A 26,993-nucleotide genomic window follows, 5' to 3' on the forward strand; every position below is an offset into this window, starting at 1 on the left:
ATGATTGAGTACGCTACACGGGAGTACAGCAAGGAGGAGGTCCTACAGCTTCTGCACCCGCTCGTGGCTGAGTGGTTTAACACAAAGTACGAGGATTTGACGCCTCCGCAGAAGCTGGGCATCGTCCCTATTTACGAGGGAAAGAACGTCCTCATCTCCAGCCCTACGGGTACGGGAAAGACTCTTACCGCTTTCCTGGTTGTACTTAGCGAGCTGATCAAGGCTGGTTTCGAAGGCAGGCTTGAGAACGGTATCCACGCTGTATACGTCTCTCCGCTGAGAGCCCTGAACAATGATATTTACAGGAATCTGGAGGAGCCGCTAGAGGAGATAAGGAAGCTTTCAGCAGAGAGGGGAATCGAGCTGCCAGAGATAAGGCATGCGGTTAGGACTGGCGATACTAAAGCCAACGATAGGCAGAAGATGCTGAGGAAGCCGCCCCACATACTAATTACCACCCCCGAGACGCTATCGATCGTCCTCGTCGCACCGAAGTTCAGAGAACTACTCCGGCGCGTTAGGTGGGTTATAGTCGACGAGATCCACAGCTTGGCTGAGAGCAAGCGCGGAGTGCACCTCAGTCTAAGCCTGGAGAGGCTTCAGGAGCTCGTAGGCCGCCCCTTTGTGCGCATCGGGCTTTCCGCTACGATAAACCCCCTCGAGGAAGTTGCCCAATTCCTTGTGGGGTTTGACGGGGGCAAGCCTAGAGACTGCGTGATAGTGGACGCGCGCTACGTTAAGAGGAAGGATATCAAAGTGATCGCACCTGTCTCTGACCTTATTCACACTCCATCAGGGGTGCTGCAGGAGAAACTCTACGAAACCCTTTACGATCTTGTAATGCGGTACAGGACGTCGCTAATCTTCACGAATACACGCAGCGGAACAGAGAGAGTAGTCTTCCACTTAAAGCTGGTTGGGAAGGAGAAAGGCGGGCTTGATGAGTCACAGATCATGGCGCACCACGGCTCGCTTTCCAGGAACATCAGGCACGAAGTGGAGGAAAAGCTGAAAGCGGGACAGCTTAAAGCCGTTGTAAGCTCGACCTCCCTCGAGCTCGGGATTGATATTGGTTACATCGACGTGGTTCTGCAGGTGGGATCCCCTAAATCTGTAACCCGGTGCCTACAAAGGATCGGTAGGAGCGGACACAGGCTTCACGATACGATCAGAGGGAGGCTCATCTGTGTTGACCGCGACGACCTCGTCGAGGTAGCGGTGATGGTGAGGGAGGCCTACAGGAACCATCTCGACAGGATCAGAATCCCCCGCAACGCGCTAGATGTGCTGGCGCAGCACTTGATGGGGATGGCTATCGAGCGCAAGTGGAGCATCGCTGAGGCCTACGATCTTGTTAAGCGTAGCTACTGTTACCGCGATCTTCCCTTCAGCGATTTCTTGAACGTCCTCAGGTACCTCTCAGGCAAGTTTGAGGCGCTTGAGAACCACAAAGTTTACGGGAAGATATGGCTCGATGAGAAAGAGGGGGTTTTTGGGAGAAGAGGCAAGTACGCGCGCGTGATCTACACGCTGAATGTTGGAACGATACCGGACGAAGTGGATGTTAAGGTTTACACGGTTACCGGTAAGTATGTCGGCAATATTGAGGAGGAGTTCTTAGAAAGGCTGGTCCCAGGAGACCGCTTCATACTTGGGGGTAGAGTCTACGAGTTCGTCGAGTCGCGCGGTAGCAAGGCTGTAGTGAAGCCGGCCTTCGATTTGAAACCAACCGTCCCGAGCTGGTTCTCAGAAATGCTGCCCCTCAGCTACGACCTAGCGCTGAAGATAGGGGAGTTCAGAGGGAAGATCTTCAAATGGCTTGAAGAGGGTAAGCCAAAGGAGGAGATAATCTCGTATATTATCAGGAGCTGCCATGCGGATCGTAACGCCGCTGAAGCAATTTACGAGTACTTCTTGGAAATGTATGAATTCCTCAAAGCTCTAGGGGTCAGCGAGTACCCCTCCCACAAGGTGATCCTCACCGAGAGGTACGTGGATGATAGGGGGCGAACTTACCATGTTTTCCACACGCTTTTCGGCCGCAGGACAAATGATGCTCTCTCCCGGGCTCTAGCTTACCTAGCTGCATTAAAGGCTGGTGTAAACGTCGGCGTAGCCGTGCATGACAACGGCTTCGCCCTCATCTATCCTCCGGGTGTGGAGCCCCCCGTCACTCTAAAGAATCTCAGCAGCGATCAACTGGATGCTCTGCTGAAAAGGGCTTTAGCGAACACTGAGCTCTTAAGGAGGAGGTTCAGACACGTAGCATCCAGGGCCTTGATGGTGCTGAGGAATTACAAGGGGCACGAGATCAGCGTTGAGCGGCAACAGCTTAGTGCGCAAACACTATTGAAAGTTGTGATGGAGCTGGGTGAGGAGTTCCCCGTCCTCAAGGAGACCTACCGAGAGATCCTAGAGGATTACATGGACATTGAGCATGCCAAAGAAGTCCTCCGTAATGTGGAAAGCGGTAAGATAAAAGTCGTGGAGCTACCACCCCTGAGTGTACCTTCACCCTTTGCATACAACATCGTGCTTGAAGGGTTGAGCGACGTGGTTCTGATGGAGGACAAGAGAGCCATGATGCTGAAGTTCCGTGAGAAACTCATGAAACTAGTTAGCGCGGCTGCGATGACCAACGACTCGATCAAGGTTAGCAGCGGTGAGCGAGGCCGATTATCTCGCTAACGCTGGTGAACCCTTCCCTGGCCAGGTAATCGCGAATCCCCTCCACGATCTCGCTAATCACTTGGAAACCCCTTCGCAATACCGTAGCAATGCCCACGGCCGAGGCTCCTGCAAGGAGCAGCTCAACAGCTTGGAGCCACGTTTCGACTCCGCCAACGCCTACAAGGGGTACACCCGGGAATTCGCGGTGAAGCTCGTAGACAACGCGAACCGCCACTGGGTGGATGGCGGATCCCGAAAGCCCTCCGTAGATTCCGCCTAATACTGGGCACTTTGCTCTAACGTCTATCACCATTGCCTTTAGCGTGTTGATTGCCACGAAACCATCTGCCCCGGCATCCAGGGCTCTACTGGCTACTTTAAGCCAGTCTCCGTGGGCTGAGAGCTTTACAAAGACGGGGAGTCCAAAGCTTTTCAAGGCTGCCGTTACGCCCGCTAAAGCCTCGGGATCTGACATCAGTTCTGCGCCCAAGCCCTTGACGTGGGGGCAGCTTGCATTCACCTCTAGGGCGTCAGCTAGCGTCAGGTTCTCTGCGATCTTCTCCGCCTCTTCAGGCGACGATGCCCCGATGCTGGCTATGAGAGGAACCTTGATCAACCTTTTAGCCTCTTTGACGAGGAGCCCCATCTCCCTTGCCCCAGGGTTGGGTAGACCCATCGAGTTTACAACGCCGTAACCGAGGTCGTACACAACAGGGTTGATGTAGCCTTCCCTGGCTTCAAGCGTTACGGTTTTGAGCGTAATCGCGGCTGCGCCGGCTTCTTCAGCCCTCCTCATGAGTCCTAGGCTTACACCCAGCACGCCTGATGCTACTACGATGGGATTCTTGAGCCGAAGATTAGCTACCCTCGTGCTAAGGTCTACGGGAACGATAAAGCACCACCCCTCCTGCGCGAGGAGTATCTTTTCCCGAAACCTTTACTAACCAAAAGCTCATCTCCATCGAACGCTAAGGTCCCTCTAACGAACACCTTTTCGATGCGGCCGCGCACTTCGAATCCTTCGAAAGGAGTGTACTTTGCCTTGCTTTTAAGGTTCGAACCCTTAATCGTCCATCTCTCTTTAGTATTTACGAATACCAGGTCCGCGTCTCTCCCAACCTCTATCTTACCCTTCGGTACACCTAGTAAGTCCGCGGGACGGCTAGAATACAGATCCAGAGCGCGGAGCGGGGCCTCCCCCTCAGCTATCAAAGTTAGGAGTAGCGGCAGGCAGAGTTCAAGGCCCGGAAAACCGGGCGGAACAGCATCGTAGTCCTGACTCAGCTTCTCCTCAAGCGTGTGAGGCGCGTGATCGGTGACTACCGCATCAAGAAGGCCTGACCTCAGAGACCTACGCAACGCAACAACATCGTTTCGACTTCGCAACGGCGGGTTTACTTTCGCCAACCCTCCAAGCCTTGTCGCGGTCTCCTCGCTGAGAAAAAGGTAGTGCACCGCTGTGTCGAGCGTGGCACCAACGCTGAGCTTAGCCCTTAACGCTGCTTTCAATCCCTCGGCTGAGCTAACGTGTGTGAAGTGGAGCTGGAAACCGAGACGCTGCGCCAAGTGAGCCATCAAGTGTATGGCAGAAGCTTCAGCTGCGGGAGGCCTCAGTCTCCCGTGAGCGGTGAAGCTCTTCTCTCCCAGAGCGTTGGTTGCTCGCAGGAAGAGAGGGTCTTCTGCATGCACGACGACCATTAAGTCGAGGGTAGCGGCGTACTGTAGAGCAGAGATCAAGTTTTCATGCATAAGATCCTCCGGGTACAGCTTCAAACCTACAACGCCAAAGTCTGTGGCATGGGTTAGCACGTGGCTCGAGCTCGGCAATCCAATGTAAAAACCGTAGTCAACGACGGCCTTCTTGGAGGCTTCCGCCTCTTTCGCAAGGAGCACTTCCGCCGTGCGCGCGGGAGGCTTATTGTTCGGCATGTCAGCGACAAAGGTCACTCCTCCTGCTAGGGCAGAGAGCGTACCGGTGAACCAATCCTCTTTCTCGGATTCGTTGAGATCTCTCATGTGAACGTGCATATCGACCATCCCGGGTAACACGATAACGCCCTCGCCAGCATCGATGCGTTTTTCAGCGCAAGGAGCGAGGGAAGGTTTACCAACCCAGGCCACTCTACCTCCTTCGACTCCCACGGCTGCCTCTATCAGCTCTCCGCCAATGTACAACTTGCCCGCGACGAGTAGATCCAGGCTAGATTGGGATCCTTTTCCCTGCACTATCACGCCACCACCTTCCAAAGTCTTCAACCTCAGCCAGAGTCCTACCATCCAAGACCGGGCCCTCGACGCAAACTCTGATTCCCTGCGGCTCCAGCACGCATGTCCCGCAGATGCCTATGCCGCATTTGATCAACCGTTCGACGGACGCTTCAACTCTCACATCATTCTTCAACGCGAGCTCGATGACTCGCCTCATCATATGCTCATTCCCGCACGTGTAAACGATATCGTAAGCGCTCCTCTTGATCAGCTCTGCTGCTAAATCCACAGCCGTGCCTCTAGCACCCAAGCTCCCATCTTCCGTCGCTATGTGGAGTTCATCCGCATACCTAGAAAAAGAGTCGATGTATGGAGTGCACTTTGCGCTCCGAAAGCCTACAGCTACTGTAACGCGCGCTCCGCGCTCCTTCAGAGTCTTGCAGAGGTACAAAAGTGGTGCAACGCCAACGCCGCCTCCGACAATAAGCGCTTTGCCAGCTTCAAGAGTGAAGCCTCGCCCCAGCGGCCCTCTAAGGAAGACTCTGCACCCGGGAGCAACGTTACTGTGCATGTAAGTCGTAACCCTACCCTTGCGGGCCACTAGAAGCCGTACGCTTTCCCCCTCTTCGAGCGCCACGCTTAGGGGTATTTCGCCGATACGAGGCACCCACAGCATGATGTACTGTCCCGGCCTGGAAGAGAGGGGTTTCTCAAGCTGTAGATCATAGCTTACAACATCCTCGCACACCAGATCGGCATTCCTCACGGTAGCGCAGATGTACATCATCCACCTAGTACAGGCTCCCTTAAATTACTCTCCAAGCAATTAGGAGCTAAGCTTGAAGTCTGTAAAATCGAGTTAGGGTGAGCCGAGCGGATTATGAAGGGGAGCAAACTGAATGGGCTGCCAGCATCTAAGCTGGCTACGAAGTGAGAGTGTTAGCAACTTCGAATGAAGCTGAAAAAGGTTTCCTGTTTAAAACATTGATCGAAAGCGCAGCAGTTGCTTAACGGAAAGCTATCCGTTACACGCCTCTTGCGGACCCGCGCGATTTTCGCTTAGGTGGCTCGACGACTGCTGTGCTGCAGCCGAAGCACCTCGTGGCAGTGTCCCCTTTAGCTTTAAAAAGAAAACATTTTTACATTATTATTTAAAGAAAGTTTTTAAAAATATAACGCTATTACTTTCTAGCCACTGATTTGACCGAATGCTTCCACTTGATTAGGTCATTGAGCAGCCGTGCTACGTCTTCATACGTTAGCTCCGTCGTATTTACCATCAGATCGTACAGCGAAGGATCTGTGATGCTCTTCTCGAATAACTTCTCAACTAATCTTCTTCTGTCTTCGTCGCTTACCTCGACCTCTCTCTCAGCCTCTTCCAAGCTGATCCCTCTCCTCTTTGCAACCCTTTCCACTCTGACTTTCTTATCAGCGTACAGGAAAACCTTCAATAGCGCGGGGTGATCCAATAGCATTAGGGCTGTCCTGCCCTCGATAATGATGCCACCTTCTCTCGCATAATCAAGCGCTATACTCCTCACCAGATCTTCTAGGTCTACTTCACCGTCCCTCACCATCTCTATGAGTAGTGCATATGGAACCTTTTTCTCCGAGACGATTTCCCTGATTATGCTCTCGCTATTCACGACTGTTAAGCCTGTTAGTTTCGACAGTTCTATGGCCGACGCTGTGCAGCCTGCGCCTAGAAGTCCGGCGACTAGAATCGTCGGTTTGTCCACGAGAATCATACAAGCAACAGTGTAATATGCTTGTCGCATCTTAAACCCGTGCTACCGATTGGTGATGACGTACGGCGGTGGAGGCGCTCGATAGTTACACTGTTACTGATAGCTTCCAACATAATAGCTTTCGCATACTCGATAGCGGTTGGCTTCGAGCGAGTTATCCTGGAGAACGGTTTTAAGCCGATCTACCTCTTCGAGTTGTCGAGGATGGAGACGCTCTTCACCTCCCTCTTCCTCCACGGGGATCCTGCACACCTTGTTGGCAACATGCTGTTCCTATTCATATTCGGTAGGAGTGTGGAAGATAGATTCGGCCCCCTGCAATACTTTACACTATACATGCTCAGCGGTGTTGCTGGCTCTTTAATGCATACAGCCTCGCTACTACTTCTCCCTCCCTCCACTCTTGCCACTCAGTTGGTGACCCCCTTGATAGGTGCTTCAGGCGCCATCTCCGGTGTTATAGGTGCTTACATACTCCTTTACCCACACGCTAAGATACTAACGCTGGTTCCCTTCTACTACATAATCGTGTTAAGACTGCCCGCGCGCTACTTTGTCCTTATCTGGTTCATTTATCAGCTGGTAATCGGAGCTGCAAGTCTGAGGCAACCTTTGACGATAGCAGCCTGGAGTCATGTAGGCGGGTTCGCTGTAGGAGCAGCATTATCGCTCATTCTCAAACGTTTAGAGCAGCACTACGCTCCTTTGAGCATTCGGAGTCAGTAGCAAGCCCCTTGGGGTAGTCTCAGGATAGTAGCGGCAGGAGAACAACGAAATTATTTTACCGTCGAAGTACTCGTGAATGCCCTCCGGGAAGTACTCGTGTGCTCTCAGCATGAGCCGTATCCCCGCTGCTTCTGCGAAAGCTTCGAAAACGTCCCTGCCGAATAGGAATATTCCGTAACCCCGAGGACTCGGCGTGAAACCTTGTGAATGTTCGCTCGGATCGTTCCAGAGAACTTCAAAGGCTGTGCGGTTCTCGGGGATCTCGTCGGGTCTCGGTAGGCTCCGTAATTCGCTGAGCGATTTTAGCCCGGTGGCTATACCCCCGTGAACTGCAAGGGTCGTACCGTTGATCAACGCCGCGTAGGGCAGTCTCGAGAAGACCTCCACGAAGAGCCTGTAGATTTGAGAACCGTATCGATATACCACTTCGTCTAGAAAGCCGTAGTGCACATTCGTAATTGGAGACTCGTGATTCCCCCTCAACAAGTAGACCTTCTCAGGCAGTTCAAGCTTCTTCGCTAGGAGAAAGATCATGTTCTCCAGCTGGTACGGCCCGCGGTCGACGTAGTCCCCCAGAAAAACATACTTCTCGGCCTCTATGCTGAAAGCCCTTACTGAGGAGTGTACATCACCGTGAGTATCACCTACAACGAGTACAGAGTCACCTTCTACCTCTACCAGGGAATGTTCGGACTCGAAGAGCTTGATAGCTTCAGATAGAAGCTCGGATAGGCTCTCCCGCTCCAGCTCGCTGAACGGATTTTCAAAAACCTTCCCAATGCTCATGTTAGTGGAAGGCCTCTACAATGGACGCGTCCTCTAACCCTTCTAACGAAGTTTGGGCATATGTAGCACTCTACGAATGGCACCTCTCTTCCGAGAACCGGGCAATCGACAGCTTCACGCCTCATCTTCGATAGCATTTTTGGAGAAATCCCCATCAACCTCTTTTTAACGTCCTCTGATACTTTAAACGATTTCCCCACGTCCTTCACGGCTACCTCGTACACGAGTACACCCCCGGTTATCGGAATCTTGCTGCTAGCAGTAAGCTTCTCTATCAACGCTTTTTGTGCCTTTCTGCTACGCTTGGTTTCCAGAGGCCTCAGCTAAGGCAACGATTAGATGAATTAGTAGTGCTTGACAGCACGTGATATTCTGTGCAGCCCCATAGGACAGAGTAAGCCATAGATCGCTTACAGGGGGCGTATCGCTTTAGACAGTTATCAAAACAAAAAAGTACTTAAGGCTGTAAGGTTAGTCCCCTCAGTAGGCCATGGTACTGCGGCACAGCGACGTATTAAAGTTCATCGGGGGATACCCCGGCGTTTTTATCGTATCGGTACTGGGTAACCTTGTCCCCTTCATACCAATCCCCTACCTCGCGTTTGTGTACCTATATGCTCTCAGAATTCCCGGAGCAAACCCAATACTGATAGGCATTGTTAGCGGCCTTGGGGGTGCCGTCGGAAAGATGTCATCCTACCTGCTGGGTAGAGGGGCTAGAGCCCTCATGAGCAAAGAAAGGGCAGAACGTTACGAAAAGCTGGGTAAACTGCTGAGGAACTATGGGGCTATCGCAGCTTTCCTCTTTGCAGTTACACCATCCCCAGACGATGTCGTTGTAATACCACTAGGGTTAATGAAGTACGATGCACTAAAACTCTTCTTAGGACTGGCAGCTGGAAAAATAGTACTATCGACAGTCACGGCGTACACCGGATCAATCGTAGCGATGGTGTGTAGCGGTAGGCTTCTAGAGGAGTTCGTAGCATCCGTAGTACTTTTCGTAGTCGTAATGCTCCTGCTGGTCTACGTGAACTGGGATAGTTTTTTGGAAACCCTCGCTGAGAGGGGATGGAAAGGGCTTCTCAACGAAGTAGGGAGGGGAAGGTTACCCCTCCCGCTCAGATCTGAACGAGGGTCTAAAAGCAATCGCTAAGATCTCCACTAGCGCGCCTGCCGGTAATTCATCGACCCCTACCACGGCTCTCGCTGGAGGCGTCCTGAAAAACTCAGAGTAAACTTCATTAAAATCGCGATATGCTTGCATATCTTTCAAAAATACGATTGTCAGCAGAACATCATCCATTGTGCAGCCTGAGGCTTCTAAGATGGCTTTTAAGTTCAGTAGAGCTTGCCGTGCCTGCTCACGAACCCCCCCTTCCACCAACCTCCCGCTCCGAGGGTCTATGCCTATCTGTCCCGACACGAACACCATGTTACCGGCTGCAACAGCCTGCGAGTAAGGCCCTATCGGCTTTGGAGCTTTTTCCGTAAAAATGGTTTTCACACTCACAAGTACACGGTTCACGTTGCAATTTAACTCTTGCTTTGAACATCCACGGTTTGTATGCTGTCTAGTATTCTCTGGGCTCTACCTCGAACAACCCAGCGCTCGCGGAGGCTATCAAACCCCTGCCTCTCAACTCGGAATGATACAGCTGCCGCCGCCATCGCTGCCGCCTCTTCCAAGGGTACTCCGCGAGCATACTCGACTGTAAAAACGGTTAGAAAAATGTCACCTGCCCCTGTCGTATCAACCACTTGTGAAGGTTCAAAGGAGGGCACGTATAGGACTTTATCGGACGTCGCCACGTAAGCACCGGCGCTTCCCATCGTAACAAGCGCAGCTTTGGGACCTCTGCTCGCAATCCATGCCGCCGCGCTGGGCGGTTCAAGACTCGTTAGTACGCTTGCTTCTTCTGCGTCAGCGTGGACGATGTCAGCGTTCTCAAGAGCCTTAACTGCCGCTTCGCTTCGTGAGAGCTTCACCTCACCCTTAACCTTAGCCGTTCTTAAATAGCCCTGCAGATCGACAGCCGTAAGTGCGGCTCTCGAATGGATAGATTCGAGAATGCTGGGTGCAAGCTCGCCGATTACGGGGCCTGCTACGACGATCTTACCGTCCAGGTTGATGAGTTCAACGTCGTAAGCTGTGATATCTTCCGCCCTGGACTGGAGAGTGAGCTCCCTTTCGCTATCCTTGTAGGTGAGCTTGAAACGCGTCGTTCGCATCCCTCTCACGACTCTAACGTGAGACAGATCTATGCCATTCCTAGATAAGAAGAGAAAGTACTCGTCTGGGAAATCCTCCCCGACTTTAGATACTATGGATGGTTTAGCCTCATGCCTCAGCGCGGCAAAAGCTCCGTAGACAACAGTTCCACCTAAGTTTTGCCACCTTCTCGTCCCCCTCACGATAGTATCGATCACTATGTGCCCGATGAGGACTACTTCTAAGCTCACTCCCCGATCACCTCTACTAGGACTCTTCTCGTAGGGCGAGGCCCATCAAGCTCGACCAAGAAAATACTCTGCCAAGTTCCTCGAATGAGTCTACCATCTTTCACTGGGAAAACTCTAGCGGACCCGATGAACGCGGAGGCGAGATGCGCAGCCGCATTATCGTCAATCAAGTTGTGCTCCCAGCCTCCGTCGGTTGGGTACTCTTCCTCCAGCTTCCTCAAGATATCGTTCATTAAACCCTTCTCATGCTCATTCGCGACAATAGCGGCTGTAGCGTGGGGGGCAAACACAAGGCATAACCCGTTGCTGATTCCACTTGCAGCGACCGCATGTTCAACCTCATGAGTGATATCTACCAGCTCGCGCCTCTTCTGTGTCCTTACAATTATCTCCTTGAAATAGACCTTCAAGACCATCACCGCAGCGAGCCGTTCGCTCAGCCCATCCGCTTACAGCAGATATAAACCAATTGGTGGTGCTAGCTGAACCCTTTTGCCCCAGCTTAAGGGATTACTCGGGTGTAGCGGCCCTCCACACCTTCGACAATTGATTTGAGCGCTTTTACGCCACCTAGGGCTACTTTGACCCCTCGTTCTGCGGCGTAGATTGCTTCACTCAGTTTTAACATTAACCCTCCCGTTACATCGACGCCTGAGCTCCCCCCTCTTATGCGAGCCACGTCGTCCCTCCTCAAAACAGTGAGCAAAGTCGCTGAGGGGTTCGCCCGTGGATCTTCAGTGTAAACCCCTTCGACATCCATGATAAAGACCAATACTGAAGCCGGCAACTCGACAGCGAATCTGCTAGCCAAAGTGTCGCCTGATAGGATCTTGAAGCCTTCATCGGTATTGATCAGGCCTCCGTGAGTAACTGGTACAACTCCAACCTCAAGCAGCTTCGCCACTAGTCCCGTTTCAACGTGAAATCCTTCCTTCGAGCCTCGCGCGACGAGCCACGTGGGTAGCCCTACAGCTGGTACGCCGTGCTGTATGAGCGCGTGCACGACTTTATGGTTTAGGAAGGCCATCCAGTACGCGACGTCGGTCAAGAGCTTCTGAACGTCCCCGCGGGACTGCTGTACAGCGTAGTGGCCGAAACTTCCACCCCCGTGCACTATTACGATCCTTCTAGCTCCGTCACGGATAGAAGCAATGCTCTCGGCAACTTCTTCCAGAGCACGTTCATTCAGCGTGAAAGGCCTCCGTTTATCGGTTATTAGAGAGCCCCCGATCTTTATCACAACTGTGCTCATCAGAACTCCCTTACGGCTACAAACTCAGCGAGCTCCTTGAGCAGTCTCTTTCCATCGTTTTCGGGAAGCCGTTCTAAGGCTTTCTTTGCCGCGTTAGCATACGATCTTCTCATTTCCTCAGCCCTCTTCTTGGAGTTGGTCGACGATATCAACTCGATCGCCCTCTGCACGTCCTCTGCAGAGGTGGAGTCACGCTTTAGTATCGAAAGAAGCTCTTCTCTACCCCTCTCGGAGAGCTCCTCCAGCGCGAGAAGCACCACGATGTTGCCCAGCTTATGCTCTTCAATATCCTTTCCCACCTTCTTTCCTGTTGTTTCCTCGCGTCCGAAAATATCGATTATATCATCTCCGATTTGAAAGGCTAGACCCAGGTTTCTACCATAATCCCCTAACGCCTCTACAAGCGGCCGTGGAGCGCGTCCCGAAAGAGCTCCGAAAACGCAGGCCGTTTCGATGAGCGCGCCCGTCTTCTTGTAAACCATGTCGAGGTAATCTTTCACGGATACCGCGGTCCTCCTTCTCTCAAGAACGTAAGGTTCGTCCCTTCTCCCAGCCTGCTCGAAAAGCACGTCTAGGCGCTCCCCCTCGACCAACAGCTTCAAGGTTCTGGCCATTATCTCATTGAAGAGCCTGGGATCGCTAGCATCGTTGAGTGCTTGACTTATCGACTCCCTATAGTGAACAGCCACGAGGATTGCGGTTGTAAGACCGTACTTCTTCCACAGAGTTGGCTGCCCCCTTCTCAGCTCGCTGTGGTCGATTATATCGTCGAAAATTAGCGAGTAGTTATGGGCTAGCTCGACAGCTACAGCAGCGGGTATTGCTTCGTCAACCCCCCCACCCACTGCTAACGATGAAGCTATCGTTAAAGCCGGTCTCAACCTCTTTCCTCCGGTTTTAATTGGGTAGAGGACCGCTTCGCGAAAGTCCTCATCGGTGTCCCTCAACAGGTAATCCTCGAGAGCCGCTTCGATGATGCTACCCAATTTCAGCAGATCCTCGAGCACTGCCATAGCCGCCCGAAAACGGCTTTCCCTAAAACTTTAACGTCTTGCTGCACAATCAGTTCGGATAAACCCGCTCGACAAAACAATGGAGAGTTGGCGTTGTGCCTAACGCATGTGACCGTTTATGGAAAATACCGTCAACGAGTTTTTAAACCAGTCAACTACTTTTCGCGCTGTGAGGAGGAGCTTCATCAAAGCGCTTATGGTAGCATTATCAAGTGTCTTACTGGGAGGAGCTGGCGGCTGGCTTTTGCACGCTTCTGGAGTTTCAGAGGAGCTTGAAGGACCCTTCGTTAGAGAGGAGGGGGCGGGCGCCGCTTTGTTCAACGCAGCGATGTTCGTAGCTATGCTCTTGCTCGGTGCGCTACTACTGCTCGCTCTACTTCGTTTCAGAGTATCGGCTTTGAAACTTCTCGGGTATTCCGCATTCGCCCTCGCCGCTTTCACCGTAGGCGAAATCTACCTAGCGGCGTTGAATTTCGAACCAACATATGCTACAATGCTCTCAGCAGCTTTCACGGTACTCACAATCATCCTTATCGTTTTTCAGCCAATGGCGATTTACACGGTATCGATCCAGGTTCTCGTTGGCGCCCTTGTCGGAGCTATGATAGCCGCGATGGTGCCACCACTAAGCATGTTAACTATGCTCGCAGCAGCCGCGCTCTACGACTTGTACTCAGTATACCGTGGTCCGCTTAAACGAATTATCCAGAGGGTTTCCGGTGAGCATCAGGACGCGGGGGAACAACGGCGCTCTATACTGACACCATTCGCTGTAAACGTTGGAGGTCTAGCGCTTGGAATGGGGGATGTAATACTGTATAGTTCGCTCAGTTCCGTCGCTCTCTTAACCCCTACCCTCGACTACTGCAGGCTGGTCGTGATCGCAGCTGCTGTGCTCATAGGGCTCTTTTTGACACTAAAAATCGTTGAGAAGAAAGGCTATGCACCAGCCTTACCCCTCCCCGTCCTCCTCTCGATCGCCTCATTCTTACTCTACAACTACGTGCTCTTCGGCTCTGCAATCTGATAGCACTGCCAGAGCTAAGCGGGGTCAGGCCGCCCATCGAGCCACACAGGATAGGCCACCAACGCGGTCGTCATCCCCCACTGCTGAGTCATTTAGGCTGATATCAATGTTATGCTCCTCTCCACTCCCGGTATCCTTCGTATGAACATCACTGTTTTCTCGAGCTCGGCTAAATCGGCAACCTCTAACCTGGCTATAATATCGTATTCACCGTAAACTATGTGAGCCTCGCCCACAGCATTCATTTCTAAAAGTTTCCTTAAAACCTCATATTCCTTACCAGCCTCAACGACTAGAATCACATAAGCTGTAATTTTTATTTCTTCTGAAGCCATACGTGCTCACTTAAAGCCGGCTTTAAATGTCCTTCGCGTAGAGCGCGGTGCGGCTAAACAGATATAAGATCGGGCTCCGAGCGATGAACGTGAGTGAGGAGGTAATCTATGAGGGATACCGTTTCCCTCGAAACCTCAAGTACAGCGAGTTCCATGCGTGGGTAAAAGTCGTAGGTGAAAGGAGGGTTAGGATTGGAGTAACCGACTTCGCTCAGAAGAAGATTCGTGTCGTGGTCTTCGTCGATATGCCCAATGTAGGTTTGAGAGTAAAGCGAGGCGATGTTCTAGTAACGCTGGAGTCCATAAAGGCGGTCAGCGAGGTTCTATCTCCGGTTAGCGGTAAAGTGGTATCATGCAACGAGAGGCTTGATGACGACCCGAGCTTGATAAATAAGGACCCCTACGGCGAAGGCTGGATAGCTGAAGTTGAAATCGAAGAGCCGGGGGATTTCGAAAGACTTCTATCGGCAGAAGAATATTTAGAAAGAGTTGTGAAGGCTAGCTTGGGCGAAGCAAAACTTTGACATCGATAGCTAGACCTCCCTTACCCTTCTCATAAACGAAGAATGGATTTATGTCGATGTCACTGATTTCGGGTATATCCATCGCCAGCTGGGAAACTCTCAGCAGCGTGTCTATAACTGCGTTAACGTCCAGCTCTGCCTGTCCGCGGAAACCCGACATCATCATGTACGCTTTCGTCTTCTTTACCATTTCTTCAGCATCCTCGAGGGATACCGGAGCAACCCTGAACACGACGTCTTTCATGAGTTCTACCAGCACGCCTCCACTCCCGAATGCGATAACCGGGCCGAAGAATGGATCCCTGTGCATGCCAACAAGAACCTCTAATCCACGCGGAGCCATTCTTCTAACTACGATCCCCTTCACCTCCGCGTGAGGCGCTTTCTCTTTCACATTCGCCATGATAGTCCTATACCCCTTCGCAACTTCCTCTGGGCTCTTCAAATCTAACAAGATTCCTCCGACCTCTGTCTTGTGGATTATCTGCGGGGATTCTACCTCGAGAACAACGGGGTACCCTATCTCCTCCGCCACTCTGACTGCTTCTTCCTCGCTCGTTGTTAGGCGCTTCTCGAGCACGGGGATTCCGTAGCACTTGACCAGCTGTGCAGCTTCATAGGGGGTTAATGCGTTTCTTCCCTCGGCTAGGGCTTTTTCCACGATGCTTCTAGCACCCGCCCGATCTACACGAAGCGTAGGGTACGTCTTCCCCTTCAGCAGCCTTTCCCGTAACCTCTTATACTTGTAGACGGCCCCCATGGCTGCTACAGCCTTCTCCGGGGACTCGTAGGCGGGAACACCCTCGCTCGTAAGGCGCTCGATCTCCCTAAGGCACTCCTCACCGCCGATTAAGCTTACGATGATCGGTTTTGAAGATCCGGCCTCCCTTTTGGCTTCAAGTATCGCGTCAGCTATAGCCTTCGGGTTAGTCACTGCCGTATGGCAGTAGAGAACTATAACGGCGTGAACTCTCTCATCCTTCAACGCCTCAAGTATCGCTCCTTTGTACCACTCCTCCGTCGCCATCCCCGTTAGATCGATAGGATTGAAGACGCTGCCAAAGGGGGGCATGTATTTCCTAAACTTTTCCGCCAGGTCCGGGGGGATGTCCATCAGTTTGACATCGTATTGCTCCGCCGCATCAGTAGCCATGACGCCAGCCCCTCCCCCGTTCGTAATGATCACGACGTTTTCACCGAGGGGAAGGGGAACCTGGGCCAGCGCTACAGCCCAGTCGAAGAGCTCTATGAAAGTTGGCACTCTGATGACGCCGCTTTGCTCCAGTGCAGCATCAACGACGGCATCTGCTCCTGCCAGCGAGCCCGTATGGGACATTATGGCGCTCAAAGCCCTCTCTCCCCTTCCGACCTTGAGGACCAGGATCGGCTTCACCGGAGCGATCTTCGATGCCACCTCCATGAACCTCCTTCCACTCTCTATACCCTCCAAGTATGCGGTTATCACCTTGGTGTGAGGATCGCGACCAAAGAACTCTATGAAGTCCACCTCGTTTAAATCGGCCTTGTTACCCAGGCTAACGAGAGCCGAAAGTCCCACGCCCTTTAACGCCGTCCAGCCCACGAGGGCTATGCTTAGAGCGCCACTCTGTGAGATGAAAGCGATGCTGCCCCTTATCGGGGCTCCTTGACAGAAGCTGGCGTTGATGGGCGTTATGCTGTCACACACGCCGACGATGTTGGGTCCGAGGATTCGGATTCCGTGTTTCCTTGCTGTTTCGACGAGTTGTTTCTCGAGCTCGATGTTCCCCACCTCCTTGAATCCGCTGGAGATGACGGCTACCGCTTTCACACCCTTCCTCCCGCACTCCTCGACCACCTGGGGTACGAGCTTCGCCGGCACAGTAACCACAGCGAGGTCGACAGGCTCCGGGACATCCAGGATACTCGGGTAACACTTCACACCCAGAATCTCCGAAGCATTAGGATTCACCGCGTAAACCCGACCCCGGAAACCGGAGGAAAGGATGTTCTTGAGCACCTGGTACCCTATTTTCGAGGGGTCTCTGGAAGCTCCTATGACAGCTACGCTTTGCGGCCTGAGCAATTTTAGCACGCCATCATCTACTCCATTCATCGTCAGGTCTCTCACCGGTTTGTTTAAAGCCTTTAGGTTAGTAGGTCTGGGCTATAGAGAGTTAGTTTACGGCACTCGTCTAATTAACTGCTTTTATGAGATGCTTCACTAAGCAACCTGTGCGCGTAGCAGTGATCGGTTACGGTGCGGCAGGAACAGCGTCAGCTCGCTACGCCCTCTCAACGAACAGGCAGTGTACAGTCATCGTTTTCGAGAAGCGAAGGCATGCGATTTATCACCCATGCTCGCTTCCCAGCGTAATAGCCGGTGAGATAACGCTGGATAGGATAATTGAAGAAGCACCTGTTACACCCCGTCTAACACTAAGCACGTCAACGGTAGTGGAGGACATCGATGTCGAAGGACGCAGAATTCGCGCCCGAGATCTTCGGAGAGGATGCGTAGTGAATGCAGAGTATGACGCGCTCGTATTGGCGACGGGTTCCAAACCATACATCCCCAGTAACCTTAGGATAGAAGATAGTAGTGGTGTCTTTACCCTCAAAACTCTTGAGGATGTTAACCAAGCGTTAGCCGCTATCAGCAAGTATGATGATTCTGTTGTTATTGGGGGCAGCATTCTCGGCGTCGAGGTTGCACATGCTCTGGTGCAGCGTGGCAAGCGAGTCACTTTGATCGAAAAAGAGTTGCAGCTTCTACCGGGCAGGCTCGATAAGGAGATTGCCGAGCATGTAAGCAAGCAACTCGCGGGAGAGGGTGTCGACGTGCTACTGGGCGAAGCAGCTGTGGAAGTGAGAGGCGATCTAGGGGACGTTACTGTCGTGACAAGCTCAGGGCGGGTCCTTAAGGCCGGGTTCGCTATCATTGCCACTGGTGTGAAGCCCGATACTCAACTCGCGAAGCAGATTGGACTCGAGCTAGGAATGACAGGCGGAGTTAAGGTAGATGAAACGATGAAGACGAGTAAAGATTCAGTTTACGCGGCGGGAGATCTCGTTGAAGTCAGGAACATCTTAACTGGAAAGCCTACACTCAGCCTCTTCGCTAGCACCGCTTTCCTTACTGGCCGCGTAGCAGGCATCAACGCTGCCGGGGGTGAGGCAAGGTTCCCTGGGACCCTGCAGAGCTGGGTTGCCCACATAGGAGCCTTTAAGCTGGGAGCAGTAGGCTTAAGCGAGGCGGAGGCTGAGAGGGAAGACTTGGAGCCAATCTCCTCAACATTAACCCTCCTGAACAGGCCACCGTTTCACACAGGAGCAAAGGCGGTAACGGTGAAGCTGATCGCTAGTAGGCTAGACGGTAGGATTCTAGGGTTGCAGGCCGTCGGTGAGGGAAACGTGCTCGAGCTACTTAACGTCGCAGCGCTCGCCATTGCTAGGGGCACAACGATAGAAGAGCTCTGGAGTTTCGAGCACGCCTACACGCCGACGCTAAACGACGTGGTACACCCGCTTCACGCAGCTGCGGAAGCGTTGGAGAAAAGGTTGGGCAGACGCGCTATCTCGCGCTAGCGAAGCTCTAGACATTCAAGCTCGGTGATGAAGAAGCCTTTGTTCAAGTTGAGGAGGAGCCAGGCCCTTAGTTCCTCACCCTCCTCCTGATTCAGCTTCAGCACAACCCGCTCACCGCGAATCTCCATTGAGAGAGGCCTTAGGTTCTTCAAGTGCTTCCCTACGACCCTTGCGAAAATTGACCTGTGGAAGTTGAAGGTTATCGAGCCCCTTTCCCTTACTACGAGCACCTCCTCCTCCATGAGGTCAGCATCTCTCCACTCCACAACCAGCATAATGGGTGCTAGTTGAAAATGGTAACGTTTTTCTAAACAGTTCACGGCCAAGAGGATGATGGACTGGTCAGCCTATAATGCCCACATAACTTCCCTTTGTTACGCGAGCTACTTGTATCAAGAGTTCCGTACCGCTGATGACCATGCCCTCAGCCTCCATTGAGGGCTCTCTATGCTTTGTGTTCACGACTACAGTCTCGATGCCGTTCCTCGCTATCTGTGATGCCACGTCCATGACCGATTGAACGGCTGGATCGAGCGCGGGCTTCCACACTCCTCCTCTCCGTTTCTCAAGCGGGACGTTAGCGTTCCCGTCACTGACGATCACGATGACCGGTTCGTACCCCCTCCTCTTCTCCGCGAGGGCCACGTTAAGCCCCATGTACATTCCAGCGGCCAGCGGAGTGAAATCGTCGAGGCCTATTCTCGATAGCTTGCTCTGTACTAGATTGAAGTTCGTTGTAGGATGCTGGAGCACTGCAGCGCCGAATCCCTTACACACTACAACTGAAACGCGATCCCTGTACCTGCGCGCCTCCCTCTCTATCGTCCTTAGAGCTGTGAGAATCCCCCTGATCGAGTACATCATGGAAGCGCTTGAATCAAGTACGAGAACCAACGATGCTTTCGCCCGGCCTACAAACAGCTTCGCTCTGAGCGAATCTAAGCCGATGCGTGGGAACTCTCTTAATACGGCGCTGCGCCTCAGCGTGGCTGGGATGTGAAGCTTATAGTAGAGTCCTCTGGGTAGCGTGTAGTCTATCGCCATCGATGCGCCACTCATCTTTCTCCTACCACGCATTCTGGCCCTTTTACGGGACACTCTAATCGCCAGTTCTATCAGCTGGCTGGGCTCGATCTGAACTCCCAGTACCTTCATGCCACGCGAAACCTGAAGGAGCGTTTTTCGGAGATCAGCCCCGCCCGAAAACGTAGCGTAGATTGCCTTCCTCGTCCTGATTAGCGCCTTCCTCCCCGAGTACACCGAGTCCCTCCTCAGTAGCATGCTCAAGAGGAGCCAGAGAAGGATGGCTAACGCGGCCAGTCTCAGATCCACGAAGGCTAGCGCCACGAATAGCAGCAGCGCGAGGAGGGACGCCAGAACGTCGCTCTTACCTGATACTATTCGGCTAATACGCCCATCGGGGAAAAAACCTTACTTGAGGTTTCTTCTCGAGAACATCCTCCTTTTGCACCGTGGGCTTCTTGCCTAAAGCTTCGCTGAATGCTGCGTAAATCTCCTCTTTTGCAGGTGGAGGCTTTAATCCCTCAGCTCTCGTCCTATGGCTTAACGCAAGCTCCAGGCCTACGCGCAGATCCTCCTCGTTCACCTGTGTTCTGCCGTCGAGAGCGGCGAGAGCCCTCGCGACCTTCACAGCGGTTATGTCTGGCCTGTAACCATCGACCTCCAACCTTGAGCAAACTTTAGCTACGAGCTCATAGTATAGGTCATCGACGCTTACGTAGGGTAAAAGTTCTCGAGCCCTAAGGATCCGAAATCTGATCTCCTCCTCGATCGGCCTCCATTTCTCTTCGAACGCTGCTGGATCACTATCGAACTCTATGTTCCTCTTGATGATCTCGGCCCTCAGTTTAGAATCTTTGACCGTTTCCGCTCGAACACCGATAGCGAAACGATCGAGCAGCTGCGGCCTTAGTTCACCCTCCTCGGGGTTCATCGTTCCGATGAGGATGAAGCGGGCGGGGTGGCGCAGCGTGATCCCCTCTCGCGCTACCGTGTGCCAACCAGAGGCAGCAGCGTCAAGGATGGAGTCGACAATATGGTCGGGAAGGAGGTTGACTTCATCGATATAAAGGATACCTCTGTTTGCTCTTCCCAGCAGACCCGGCTCAAACACTATCCTCCCCTCTTTCAGGGTTCGCTCTATGTTTATCGTCCCGAGAACTACATCCTCCGTAGCCCCTATCGGTAACTCCACGATAGGCATCGGAGTTTCCGCTACTGGAAGCTTCTCTCCACGCTCGAGTCTCATCTTGCAGACATCACACATTTCTCTCGGAGAATCTGGATTGCACCTAAAGGGACAGTCCGAAACAACCCTTGTTGAAGGCAGCAATCTAGCAAAGCTCCTAACTATGCTGGATTTCCCCGTTCCCTTAGGACCCATTATCAATAAGCCGCCTATGCTCGGATCAACAGCAAGGACTAGGAGCGCTCTCTTCAGATCATCTAGCCCCACATACGCTGGAAACGGCAGTACCCTCACTACAGGCGATAAAGGCATTACAGCCTTATAAAGACTGTGCTTTCAGCAATTTATTTCTACAAACATACCCCTTATTATTCTAAATAAGTTTTTCTGAAATGTTACTGATGCTAGAATTAACTTTTCTAAAACAGTCTGAAGACTATTTTCTCATATCCAGTTATCTTCTCTCCTTCTTCAACCTTCATTATCACTATTTGGCCTCCAATTACCTCAGAAACCCCAGCGCATTCAACCTCCTCTACTTTAGCATTGGATGGAAAGAACCAATAAGCTTCATATGGATACTCTGCTACTTCTTCTTCATAAATATTTTCATAATAATTCAAACCTTTTCGCGGCCGACCGCGAAAACGGATAAAGAAAACCAGGTAAGGCTCCTCAGGGTCGCCTCGAAAACCCAGGTTGACGCCGACAACCTTAGGTCGAAGTCGATCACCATTGATCACCACCTCCTCCCTATCCAAGTATCGTTGCATGTTGGCCGCCAATCTCTCAAGTTCCACGTTTAAACGGTCGATATCTTTAGCGACACTGGCGTAATACCGGTTGTAATCGATGTACTCATAGACTACGATCTGGTTCACTTCCAGGCTTTCGCTAACCGAAAAGAATCCGTAGGCGTGTATCGGTTCGACGCTCTCGCTCATTATTTCAGCACCGGCCTAACGGTATCTCATCACTCTGAGACCCACTGACCCCGGGTCTATACCGTTTGCCTTCAGGATCTCCGCTACGAAGTAGCTGTCGGGAGCTGCCCCTTCGAATTCGCTCATATTCTCCCCATCGACTTCGATGACCACCTTGGGGACTGCATAAACTCTATGTGCATCCGCTAGCTCGGCGAACTCGAGTGCTTCAATCATGTCTCCATATATCATGCGGTTTACCATCGCGTAGCGGTGAGCAGCTCGTACAGCTGCAGGACAGTAGGGGCAGGTAGGAGTCACAAACACCTTTATGCGGGTCTTTCTTGTAACGTACCTCCGAATCGCGTCAGCCAGTTGGGGGGAGAGGTTTCTCGGCTCACCTCTCGATGCATCGATGACGTCCTCAACGAGGGCTCCAAACTCGTAGCCGGCAGGCGTACCAAAGAAACGAATGTTGTACTCTTCAACTCCATGAACCACGATAGCCGGGAACAAGGAGACCTCCAGACGTGAAGCTTCCTTGGAGCTTTCTGTAAGCTCCACGACTTTGATTTTATCGGAAGCTTTCTCTAGTAGACTTAGGATCTCCCTTATATCGTCGCAATGTTCACACTCCTCCTTTGTATTTCGGAAGAACAGCAGCTTGACTGGGTTAATCAACCCGCTTAGCGCCTGCCGGAGCTCGTTCACTAGCTCAGCGTCATACTCGACTGGCATGTTTGTCCGTGCAACTCTCCTAGCACCCATTAAAAAACGCATTGTTGTAAGGGCATGGAAAGAGGTTCTTAAAAGGCCTTGTAAAGGGGTGAATCTGGTGATGTTTTGCAGCCAGAGCAAATCGCTGGTGCCGCTTTAACGGTCACGGCGGTGGTTATCGCAAAGAAGCATAAGGCGCTTGATGATGCGGGTATATTCGCGGCTCTCGTGATCGCGCTCATTCTTCTGGTTTTGGAGGCTAAACTTTTGCTTCTCATGATGCTCTTCTTCTTTACTTCGTCAGCGTTCACTTTTCTCGGATACGAGAGAAAGGAGAAGACTGGTGCAGCCGAAAGAAAGGCTGGCAGAAGCGCTTCGCAAGTGTTATGCAGCGGCTCCGTCCCAGCTTTTATCACACTTGCGGCGGTATTGCTGCCGCCCGCTGAGAGGCAGGCCCTGGTTTTAGCAGCAGCAGCGTCCATAGCTTATGCTAACGCCGATACGTGGGCCGCCGAGATCGGTTCGTTGAGTAGAAGTCAGCCAGTGCTCATCACGAATCCGAGCGTAAGAGTACCTCATGGGGTTTCTGGTGGCGTAACCGTACAGGGAGAACTTGGAGCCGTTGCGGGCTCGGCGGTAATTGCTGCAGCTGCAGGCTTGCTGAATATGTTTAGCCCAGCAAGTATCCCTCTGATTTTCGCAATGGGATGGGTCGGGGAGATTGTTGATGCCATAATCGGCGCTTCGCTGCAAATCAAGTACAAGTGCCCTAAGTGCAACGTGCTCACTGATAAGGAGGTGCACGTATGCGGTGCTCGCACCGTTAGAGCAGGGGGCTTAAAACATGTGAAAAATGAGATCGTCAATCTCCTGACCGAAAGTGCGGTATCCCTTGCGACCTTCGCTTTTACTTTATGGTGTCTGTGAAGTCGAAGCCTACGGGACCCAACTCCTGTGTATCGAGCTCTAACTCCACCTTGTGCTCGCCGGGTTCTAGGCCTTTCCCGAGCTCAAGCGTGATGATTATTTCGTCGCCGACAGCAACGTAGAAGCTCTTGTCGGCAGCCTCAGAGGCCTTGAGCTTCCACCCTTTGAACTCGAGCATAATCTTATCGGGGGGCACTTCAATGTTGTCAACTTTCGCGCGCAACCTGCCTCTCACCGTGCCTCCCCCCAACGTGTTGCGCAGCTTAAATCGTACCCCATCCGGTATTCCATCTCCGTTAAGATCTACGTTCTCTAAGCTGCCTCTGACGTAGAGTTGCCTCAAAAGGTACCTGGGTATGAACATGTTCTTCATAATGATTGATGGTTAGAGGTAAAAATGGATTACCGTCTAAGGGCGCGAAAGGTACTCCCTGAGTTGGCATGCCTTGCAAATGTCACGCGACGAAGGCATCCCGCAGAGCTTGCACATCTTTAGCTCTTCCGAAGCTTCTAGTTGGTACCTCTTACTCAACGCGATTTTGAGGGATAATGCCCGGTGCTTTACGCTGGGATCCTCTTCAGCCACCCTGTTTAACCATCTGCGTAGCGTGTGCCGGAACGAGTAAACTATGTAAGGGCATTCTACATCAGGGGTTTCTATCTTCTGGATCAGAGCGTATATGAGGACCTCCCTCTCCGGGATGAAATAGAACGGCTTAACCCGTGGCACAAGAAGCGGGTGCGTCCTGGCTGCCACCGCACCCTCTCTTAGAATTGCCTGGAAGTTTGCCTGCGCAGCATTCATGAGGAAAGCTTGAACTTCGTCGTCCAGGTTGTGCGCAGTAGCCAATTTGTCTGCGCCGAGCTCGAGGCAAGCCTTATTCAGGAGGTAGCGCCTAAAGACCCCACATACGGTGCACGGCTTGTAGATTAAGCCCTTGTGCATCAACCTGCGCACTGCTTCGTCGAGCGTCAAACCGAACTCCTCCTCGAAGCTTTTCACGACCAGCTCAACCCCCCATAGTCTGGCATAGAACCTGGCTGCTGCAATCTTCTCACTCCGGTAACCGCGAATCCCCTCGTCAATTAACACAGCGATAAGATCGATGCCGAGGAGATCCTTGAACTTCGAGAGGAAGTGTAGGAGAGAGAGACTATCCTTTCCACCGGAGACTGCGACTACCACCCGCTCACCGCGTTGGAACATTCCCATCGCCTGGATGCTTCCGAGAACTCTGCTCTCGAAGAAGTGGAGGAAGTGATCAGAGCACAGATACAACTTCGCGTAGCTCAGTCTCGTGACAGCTTTGGCCCCGCACACCGAGCACCTCGTCGCGCTGGACTCCACCTTCAATTGTACCCCCCACCCTCAGCCGAGCCCAGCGTACCAGCTTATAAGCAACCCACCAATACGGCGCTCGTGAGCGGCAAAGAAATTGTAGTAGTCAGAGTGGGAAAGAGGGGGGTGACGGACGAGTTGATCGCCGAGATCGACAACGTCTTGCGCTCACAGGGTATCGTTAAGGTTAAACTGCTGAAAAACTTCAGAGAGGCGTTCGAAGTTGATAGGGAGGTTAAGGAGGAGTTAGCCAAAGCATTAGCCAAGAAACTTAATGCTACGATCGTTGAGCTCAGAGGTTACACAGTCGTTTTAAAACGGCCGAGACAGAGGTCTCGCCGGACGAGGGGGTTCTAGTGGCTGGAGTTTACGTACATCCGTCCGCCATTGTTGAGGAGGGAGCTGAAATTGCTGAAGGAACTCGCATTTGGCACTTCGTTCACGTGAGGAAGGGTGCAAAGGTGGGGAAAGGTTGCAACATCGGTAAAGACGTTTACATAGATGCAGGTGCGGAGTTGGGGAACGGTGTCAAAGTCCAGAACTTCGTTTCCGTCTATCGCGGAGTGAAAGTCTGCGACAAGGCATTCCTCGGCCCCAGTGCCACGTTAACCAACGACCGTTATCCCAGATCGTTCGTTGATAGCTGGGAAATAGTTCCCACAGTGATAGAGGAGGGAGCCTCTATAGGCGCGAACGCTACTATCGTGTGCGGAGTTCGAGTAGGTAGATACGCCATGGTGGGTGCGGGTGCTGTTGTTACTCGCGATGTTCCGGCGCACGGACTAGTATACGGTAACCCTGCCCGTTTAAGGGGCTTCGTCTGCTTCTGCGGTAGGAAGCTCAGGAGAGTCTTACGTTTTACTCCCTCAACCGTAATTTTCAAGTGCGAGAACTGCGACCAGACGGTGGAAATCCCGCTTCAGGATTACAAGCGTATGGTAATCGAGAGTTCGGATCAACGCGGCTAACGCTACCCACTCATGAAGAGAGCCTTGCTGAGTAGCTCTACGGTACCGAAATCGTAGATTCCGCTCTCAAGATCAGCTGCGTACACTCGCATGGATTTGACGTCCGCACGCTCGAGTATAGGTGAGAGGTACCTCACACGTGGAGCATTGACTTCCGTCCCCGGCATCAAAGGCGAGAGAGCAGGTAAAACGATTAGCCCAGTTCCCCCAAACGCGCCAACTAGGAAACTCTTTAACTTCATGCTTACTCCGAGCTCGTCACGGAGGAGCACAGCCGGGTGCTCGTGACCGATTACAACGTACTCGACACCACCCCAGGCATCAAGGGGAGGCTCCTTATGACCGTGCATAAACAGGTACCTGCCAAGCCTCAGGTGGGGGTCGTAGAGCGGCACTTCGAGGCGCTTCAGCATCGGTATCAGGAAGTTGTCGTGGTTGCCCCTTACAACGCTGACCTCCACCCCCTTCTCCTTCAACCTAGAGAGCAGCTCAATCGTCTCACCCCACTCCTGTTTCAGGGCACTACCGAACTCGTGCTTAACGTCGCCCAGCATCAACAGACGTCGACTACCGGTCTCCCGAAGGGCTTCTAGTATGAATGATGCGATGAATTTGAATTGAACCGGAGGGATGAAGACTCCTGATTCCTCCAGCGCCTGCTCGTACCCCAGATGCAGGTCGGCTACAACGAGCATATCGATATCTTCTAAGTATAGGCTGAGTCCAACAGCCCACACTCCGTCATCCAACTTCAGCCATGGTAGCTCTCTCTTCAACTCAGGACCTACCGTGTCCGCTACCATCCCTGGGCCGTATTATGAAGAGGGGGCTTGAAACCCTTTCGCTCCTGCACTTCGGGCATCTGGAGGGCTTCTTGGGCCTATCAAGGTCTTTGAAGACGTACCCACACGTTTTACAGGTTGGTGGCACCATCAGAAGCACCTTGCCGCTCGTACGAAGACTCTTCGCCACATGCTTCAAATCCTCGTAAATCGACCTTGCCTCACGTGGGCTCAGACCGAGTAGAGCCGCTATCTGGTTGATGTCCAGCGGCCGATCCGTTGACGAGAGGGTCTCGATTATCCTTTCCCTCCGGCTCACTTAGTCCCCCCTGCCAGTTGCGCTACCACGTCGTTGTGGTTCAGCTCGGCACCGCAGTACTCGCAGCGGAGCCTGAGCGGCCTGATGGTTAAAACTCTGAACTTGGATGTGACAGGTTCGTTCGGCTGGTTTGTGATACAGTTCGGATTAACGCACCTTAAGAGGCCCTCGACGAGTGGCGGTACGCTCACTTTTACTTTCTCGATTACGTCATAGTTCCTGATAATATTGATCGTCGCGCTGGGAGCTATCAACGCGATCTTACTTACCTGATCCCGCCTTAATGTGACCCCCTCGACCTTCACGATATCCTTCCTCCCCAGCTTCTGGCTGGGGACATTCATCACAACAGCTATCGTCAGACCCTCTGCCCCTGTGAGACCGAGTATCCGGAGCACGTAAAGCGCGCGGCCAGCATCGATGTGGTCGATCACTGTCCCCTCCGCGATCTTGCTGACCCGAAGCTCCTTCTCCATCTCGCATCGCC

Annotated in this window: 32 protein-coding genes; 9 read left to right on the forward strand and 23 right to left on the reverse strand. The window is 52.5% G+C overall.

The features are described from left to right. A complete protein-coding gene (locus QXF46_02090; GenBank protein ID MEM0225646.1) occupies positions 1-2,688 on the forward strand; it encodes an ATP-dependent helicase in 2,688 nt (895 codons plus the stop codon). Here the strand turns inward: QXF46_02090 and QXF46_02095 are convergent. From QXF46_02095 to QXF46_02110, 4 genes are all read right to left on the reverse strand, one after another. Continuing rightward, positions 2,654-3,592 (reverse strand): dihydroorotate dehydrogenase, encoded by a 939-nt coding sequence (locus tag QXF46_02095; protein ID MEM0225647.1) that lies wholly within the window; start codon positions 3,590-3,592, stop codon positions 2,654-2,656. The genes QXF46_02090 and QXF46_02095 overlap by 35 nt on opposite strands. Next, the gene (locus QXF46_02100) at positions 3,550-4,902 is read right to left on the reverse strand and encodes a dihydroorotase family protein (protein MEM0225648.1); all 1,353 of its coding nucleotides are present in this window, start codon (positions 4,900-4,902) and stop codon (positions 3,550-3,552) included. The genes QXF46_02095 and QXF46_02100 overlap by 43 nt, the downstream gene beginning before the upstream one ends. Continuing rightward, positions 4,871-5,662, reverse strand: a complete 792-nt coding sequence (locus QXF46_02105; protein ID MEM0225649.1) for a dihydroorotate dehydrogenase electron transfer subunit — start codon at positions 5,660-5,662, stop codon at positions 4,871-4,873. Before QXF46_02105 ends, QXF46_02100 begins: the two co-directional genes overlap by 32 nt. A 397-nt stretch (positions 5,663-6,059) precedes the next feature. Next, on the reverse strand, positions 6,060-6,620 hold the full coding sequence (locus QXF46_02110) for a cytidylate kinase family protein (GenBank protein ID MEM0225650.1): 561 nt from the start codon (positions 6,618-6,620) through the stop codon (positions 6,060-6,062). Between the two features lie 48 nt (positions 6,621-6,668). Here QXF46_02110 and QXF46_02115 point away from each other — a divergent pair, with 48 nt between their 5' ends. Next, on the forward strand, positions 6,669-7,355 hold the full coding sequence (locus QXF46_02115; protein MEM0225651.1) for a rhomboid family intramembrane serine protease: 687 nt from the start codon (positions 6,669-6,671) through the stop codon (positions 7,353-7,355). Here QXF46_02115 and QXF46_02120 read toward each other — a convergent pair. Both QXF46_02120 and QXF46_02125 read right to left on the reverse strand, forming a co-directional pair. Continuing rightward, on the reverse strand, positions 7,314-8,141 hold the full coding sequence (locus QXF46_02120) for a serine/threonine protein phosphatase (GenBank protein ID MEM0225652.1): 828 nt from the start codon (positions 8,139-8,141) through the stop codon (positions 7,314-7,316). The two genes, QXF46_02115 and QXF46_02120, sit on opposite strands and share 42 nt — an antisense overlap. Next, positions 8,138-8,365 carry a hypothetical protein gene (locus tag QXF46_02125; GenBank protein ID MEM0225653.1) on the reverse strand — a complete coding sequence of 76 codons (228 nt, stop codon included), beginning with the start codon at positions 8,363-8,365 and terminating at the stop codon, positions 8,138-8,140. The genes QXF46_02120 and QXF46_02125 overlap by 4 nt, the downstream gene beginning before the upstream one ends. A gap of 266 nt (positions 8,366-8,631) precedes the next feature. Here QXF46_02125 and QXF46_02130 point away from each other — a divergent pair, with 266 nt between their 5' ends. Then, positions 8,632-9,297 (forward strand): VTT domain-containing protein, encoded by a 666-nt coding sequence (locus QXF46_02130; protein ID MEM0225654.1) that lies wholly within the window; start codon positions 8,632-8,634, stop codon positions 9,295-9,297. Here the strand turns inward: QXF46_02130 and QXF46_02135 are convergent. From QXF46_02135 to QXF46_02155, 5 genes are all read right to left on the reverse strand, one after another. After that, positions 9,250-9,654, reverse strand: coding sequence for a RidA family protein (locus QXF46_02135; protein MEM0225655.1), 405 nt, complete (start codon positions 9,652-9,654; stop codon positions 9,250-9,252). The two genes, QXF46_02130 and QXF46_02135, sit on opposite strands and share 48 nt — an antisense overlap. 23 nt (positions 9,655-9,677) lie before the next feature. Beyond that, positions 9,678-10,604 carry a PfkB family carbohydrate kinase gene (locus QXF46_02140; GenBank protein ID MEM0225656.1) on the reverse strand — a complete coding sequence of 309 codons (927 nt, stop codon included), beginning with the start codon at positions 10,602-10,604 and terminating at the stop codon, positions 9,678-9,680. Beyond that, entirely contained in the window at positions 10,601-11,020 is a 420-nt protein-coding gene (locus QXF46_02145) for a secondary thiamine-phosphate synthase enzyme YjbQ (GenBank protein MEM0225657.1), read from the reverse strand. The genes QXF46_02140 and QXF46_02145 overlap by 4 nt, the downstream gene beginning before the upstream one ends. A gap of 86 nt (positions 11,021-11,106) precedes the next feature. Beyond that, the gene (locus QXF46_02150) at positions 11,107-11,856 is read right to left on the reverse strand and encodes an isopentenyl phosphate kinase (protein ID MEM0225658.1); all 750 of its coding nucleotides are present in this window, start codon (positions 11,854-11,856) and stop codon (positions 11,107-11,109) included. Then, positions 11,856-12,869 (reverse strand): polyprenyl synthetase family protein, encoded by a 1,014-nt coding sequence (locus QXF46_02155; GenBank protein ID MEM0225659.1) that lies wholly within the window; start codon positions 12,867-12,869, stop codon positions 11,856-11,858. Before QXF46_02155 ends, QXF46_02150 begins: the two co-directional genes overlap by 1 nt. Before the next feature lie 169 nt (positions 12,870-13,038). Between QXF46_02155 and QXF46_02160 the strand changes: the two genes are divergently transcribed. After that, positions 13,039-13,896, forward strand: coding sequence for a hypothetical protein (locus tag QXF46_02160; GenBank protein ID MEM0225660.1), 858 nt, complete (start codon positions 13,039-13,041; stop codon positions 13,894-13,896). Positions 13,897-13,988: 92 nt separating this feature from the next. Here QXF46_02160 and QXF46_02165 read toward each other — a convergent pair whose 3' ends face one another. Beyond that, the gene (locus QXF46_02165) at positions 13,989-14,231 is read right to left on the reverse strand and encodes an Lrp/AsnC ligand binding domain-containing protein (protein MEM0225661.1); all 243 of its coding nucleotides are present in this window, start codon (positions 14,229-14,231) and stop codon (positions 13,989-13,991) included. 89 nt (positions 14,232-14,320) lie between these two features. Between QXF46_02165 and gcvH the strand changes: the two genes are divergently transcribed. After that, complete coding sequence (gene gcvH / locus QXF46_02170) at positions 14,321-14,755, forward strand: glycine cleavage system protein GcvH (GenBank protein MEM0225662.1); 435 nt, start codon at positions 14,321-14,323, stop codon at positions 14,753-14,755. Here gcvH and QXF46_02175 read toward each other — a convergent pair. After that, a complete protein-coding gene (locus QXF46_02175; protein MEM0225663.1) occupies positions 14,730-16,850 on the reverse strand; it encodes an acetate--CoA ligase family protein in 2,121 nt (706 codons plus the stop codon). The genes gcvH and QXF46_02175 overlap by 26 nt on opposite strands. A 119-nt stretch (positions 16,851-16,969) precedes the next feature. Here QXF46_02175 and QXF46_02180 point away from each other — a divergent pair, with 119 nt between their 5' ends. Continuing rightward, the gene (locus tag QXF46_02180) at positions 16,970-18,322 is read left to right on the forward strand and encodes an FAD-dependent oxidoreductase (GenBank protein ID MEM0225664.1); all 1,353 of its coding nucleotides are present in this window, start codon (positions 16,970-16,972) and stop codon (positions 18,320-18,322) included. Here the strand turns inward: QXF46_02180 and QXF46_02185 are convergent. The 5 genes from QXF46_02185 to QXF46_02205 form a co-directional block, all read right to left on the reverse strand. Further along, complete coding sequence (locus QXF46_02185) at positions 18,319-18,588, reverse strand: hypothetical protein (protein MEM0225665.1); 270 nt, start codon at positions 18,586-18,588, stop codon at positions 18,319-18,321. The genes QXF46_02180 and QXF46_02185 overlap by 4 nt on opposite strands. Before the next feature lie 76 nt (positions 18,589-18,664). After that, a complete protein-coding gene (locus tag QXF46_02190) occupies positions 18,665-19,669 on the reverse strand; it encodes a VWA domain-containing protein (protein MEM0225666.1) in 1,005 nt (334 codons plus the stop codon). Between the two features lie 58 nt (positions 19,670-19,727). Beyond that, positions 19,728-20,546, reverse strand: a complete 819-nt coding sequence (locus tag QXF46_02195; protein MEM0225667.1) for an ATP-binding protein — start codon at positions 20,544-20,546, stop codon at positions 19,728-19,730. Positions 20,547-20,950: 404 nt separating this feature from the next. Continuing rightward, the gene (locus tag QXF46_02200; protein MEM0225668.1) at positions 20,951-21,475 is read right to left on the reverse strand and encodes a hypothetical protein; all 525 of its coding nucleotides are present in this window, start codon (positions 21,473-21,475) and stop codon (positions 20,951-20,953) included. 15 nt (positions 21,476-21,490) lie between these two features. After that, positions 21,491-22,222 carry a thioredoxin family protein gene (locus QXF46_02205; protein MEM0225669.1) on the reverse strand — a complete coding sequence of 244 codons (732 nt, stop codon included), beginning with the start codon at positions 22,220-22,222 and terminating at the stop codon, positions 21,491-21,493. A gap of 75 nt (positions 22,223-22,297) precedes the next feature. Between QXF46_02205 and QXF46_02210 the strand changes: the two genes are divergently transcribed. After that, positions 22,298-23,098: a DUF92 domain-containing protein gene (locus QXF46_02210; GenBank protein ID MEM0225670.1), complete on the forward strand. Its 801-nt coding sequence runs from the start codon at positions 22,298-22,300 to the stop codon at positions 23,096-23,098. On the opposite strand, the gene QXF46_02215 is transcribed toward QXF46_02210, so the two are convergent. Together QXF46_02215 and QXF46_02220 are read right to left on the reverse strand one after the other, a co-directional pair. Continuing rightward, positions 23,079-23,471 (reverse strand): hypothetical protein, encoded by a 393-nt coding sequence (locus QXF46_02215; protein MEM0225671.1) that lies wholly within the window; start codon positions 23,469-23,471, stop codon positions 23,079-23,081. The two genes, QXF46_02210 and QXF46_02215, sit on opposite strands and share 20 nt — an antisense overlap. A gap of 36 nt (positions 23,472-23,507) precedes the next feature. Further along, entirely contained in the window at positions 23,508-24,446 is a 939-nt protein-coding gene (locus QXF46_02220; GenBank protein MEM0225672.1) for a TIGR00269 family protein, read from the reverse strand. 72 nt (positions 24,447-24,518) lie between these two features. On the opposite strand from QXF46_02220, the gene QXF46_02225 reads away from it, so the two are divergent. Next, entirely contained in the window at positions 24,519-24,794 is a 276-nt protein-coding gene (locus tag QXF46_02225) for a YhbY family RNA-binding protein (protein MEM0225673.1), read from the forward strand. Beyond that, a complete protein-coding gene (locus tag QXF46_02230; protein MEM0225674.1) occupies positions 24,794-25,405 on the forward strand; it encodes an acyltransferase in 612 nt (203 codons plus the stop codon). Before QXF46_02225 ends, QXF46_02230 begins: the two co-directional genes overlap by 1 nt. Before the next feature lie 2 nt (positions 25,406-25,407). On the opposite strand, the gene QXF46_02235 is transcribed toward QXF46_02230, so the two are convergent. From QXF46_02235 to pyrI, 3 genes are read right to left on the reverse strand one after another with little or no spacing between them, the layout of a single operon-like run. Next, complete coding sequence (locus QXF46_02235; protein MEM0225675.1) at positions 25,408-26,208, reverse strand: metallophosphoesterase; 801 nt, start codon at positions 26,206-26,208, stop codon at positions 25,408-25,410. Next, positions 26,183-26,506, reverse strand: a complete 324-nt coding sequence (locus QXF46_02240) for a hypothetical protein (GenBank protein ID MEM0225676.1) — start codon at positions 26,504-26,506, stop codon at positions 26,183-26,185. Before QXF46_02240 ends, QXF46_02235 begins: the two co-directional genes overlap by 26 nt. Then, positions 26,503-26,982, reverse strand: a complete 480-nt coding sequence (pyrI, locus tag QXF46_02245; GenBank protein MEM0225677.1) for an aspartate carbamoyltransferase regulatory subunit — start codon at positions 26,980-26,982, stop codon at positions 26,503-26,505. Before pyrI ends, QXF46_02240 begins: the two co-directional genes overlap by 4 nt. Between the last annotated feature and the right edge of the window lie 11 nt (positions 26,983-26,993).

This window comes from Thermofilaceae archaeon (assembly GCA_038731975.1).
Classification (GTDB): Archaea; Thermoproteota; Thermoprotei; order Thermofilales; family Thermofilaceae; genus JANXEW01.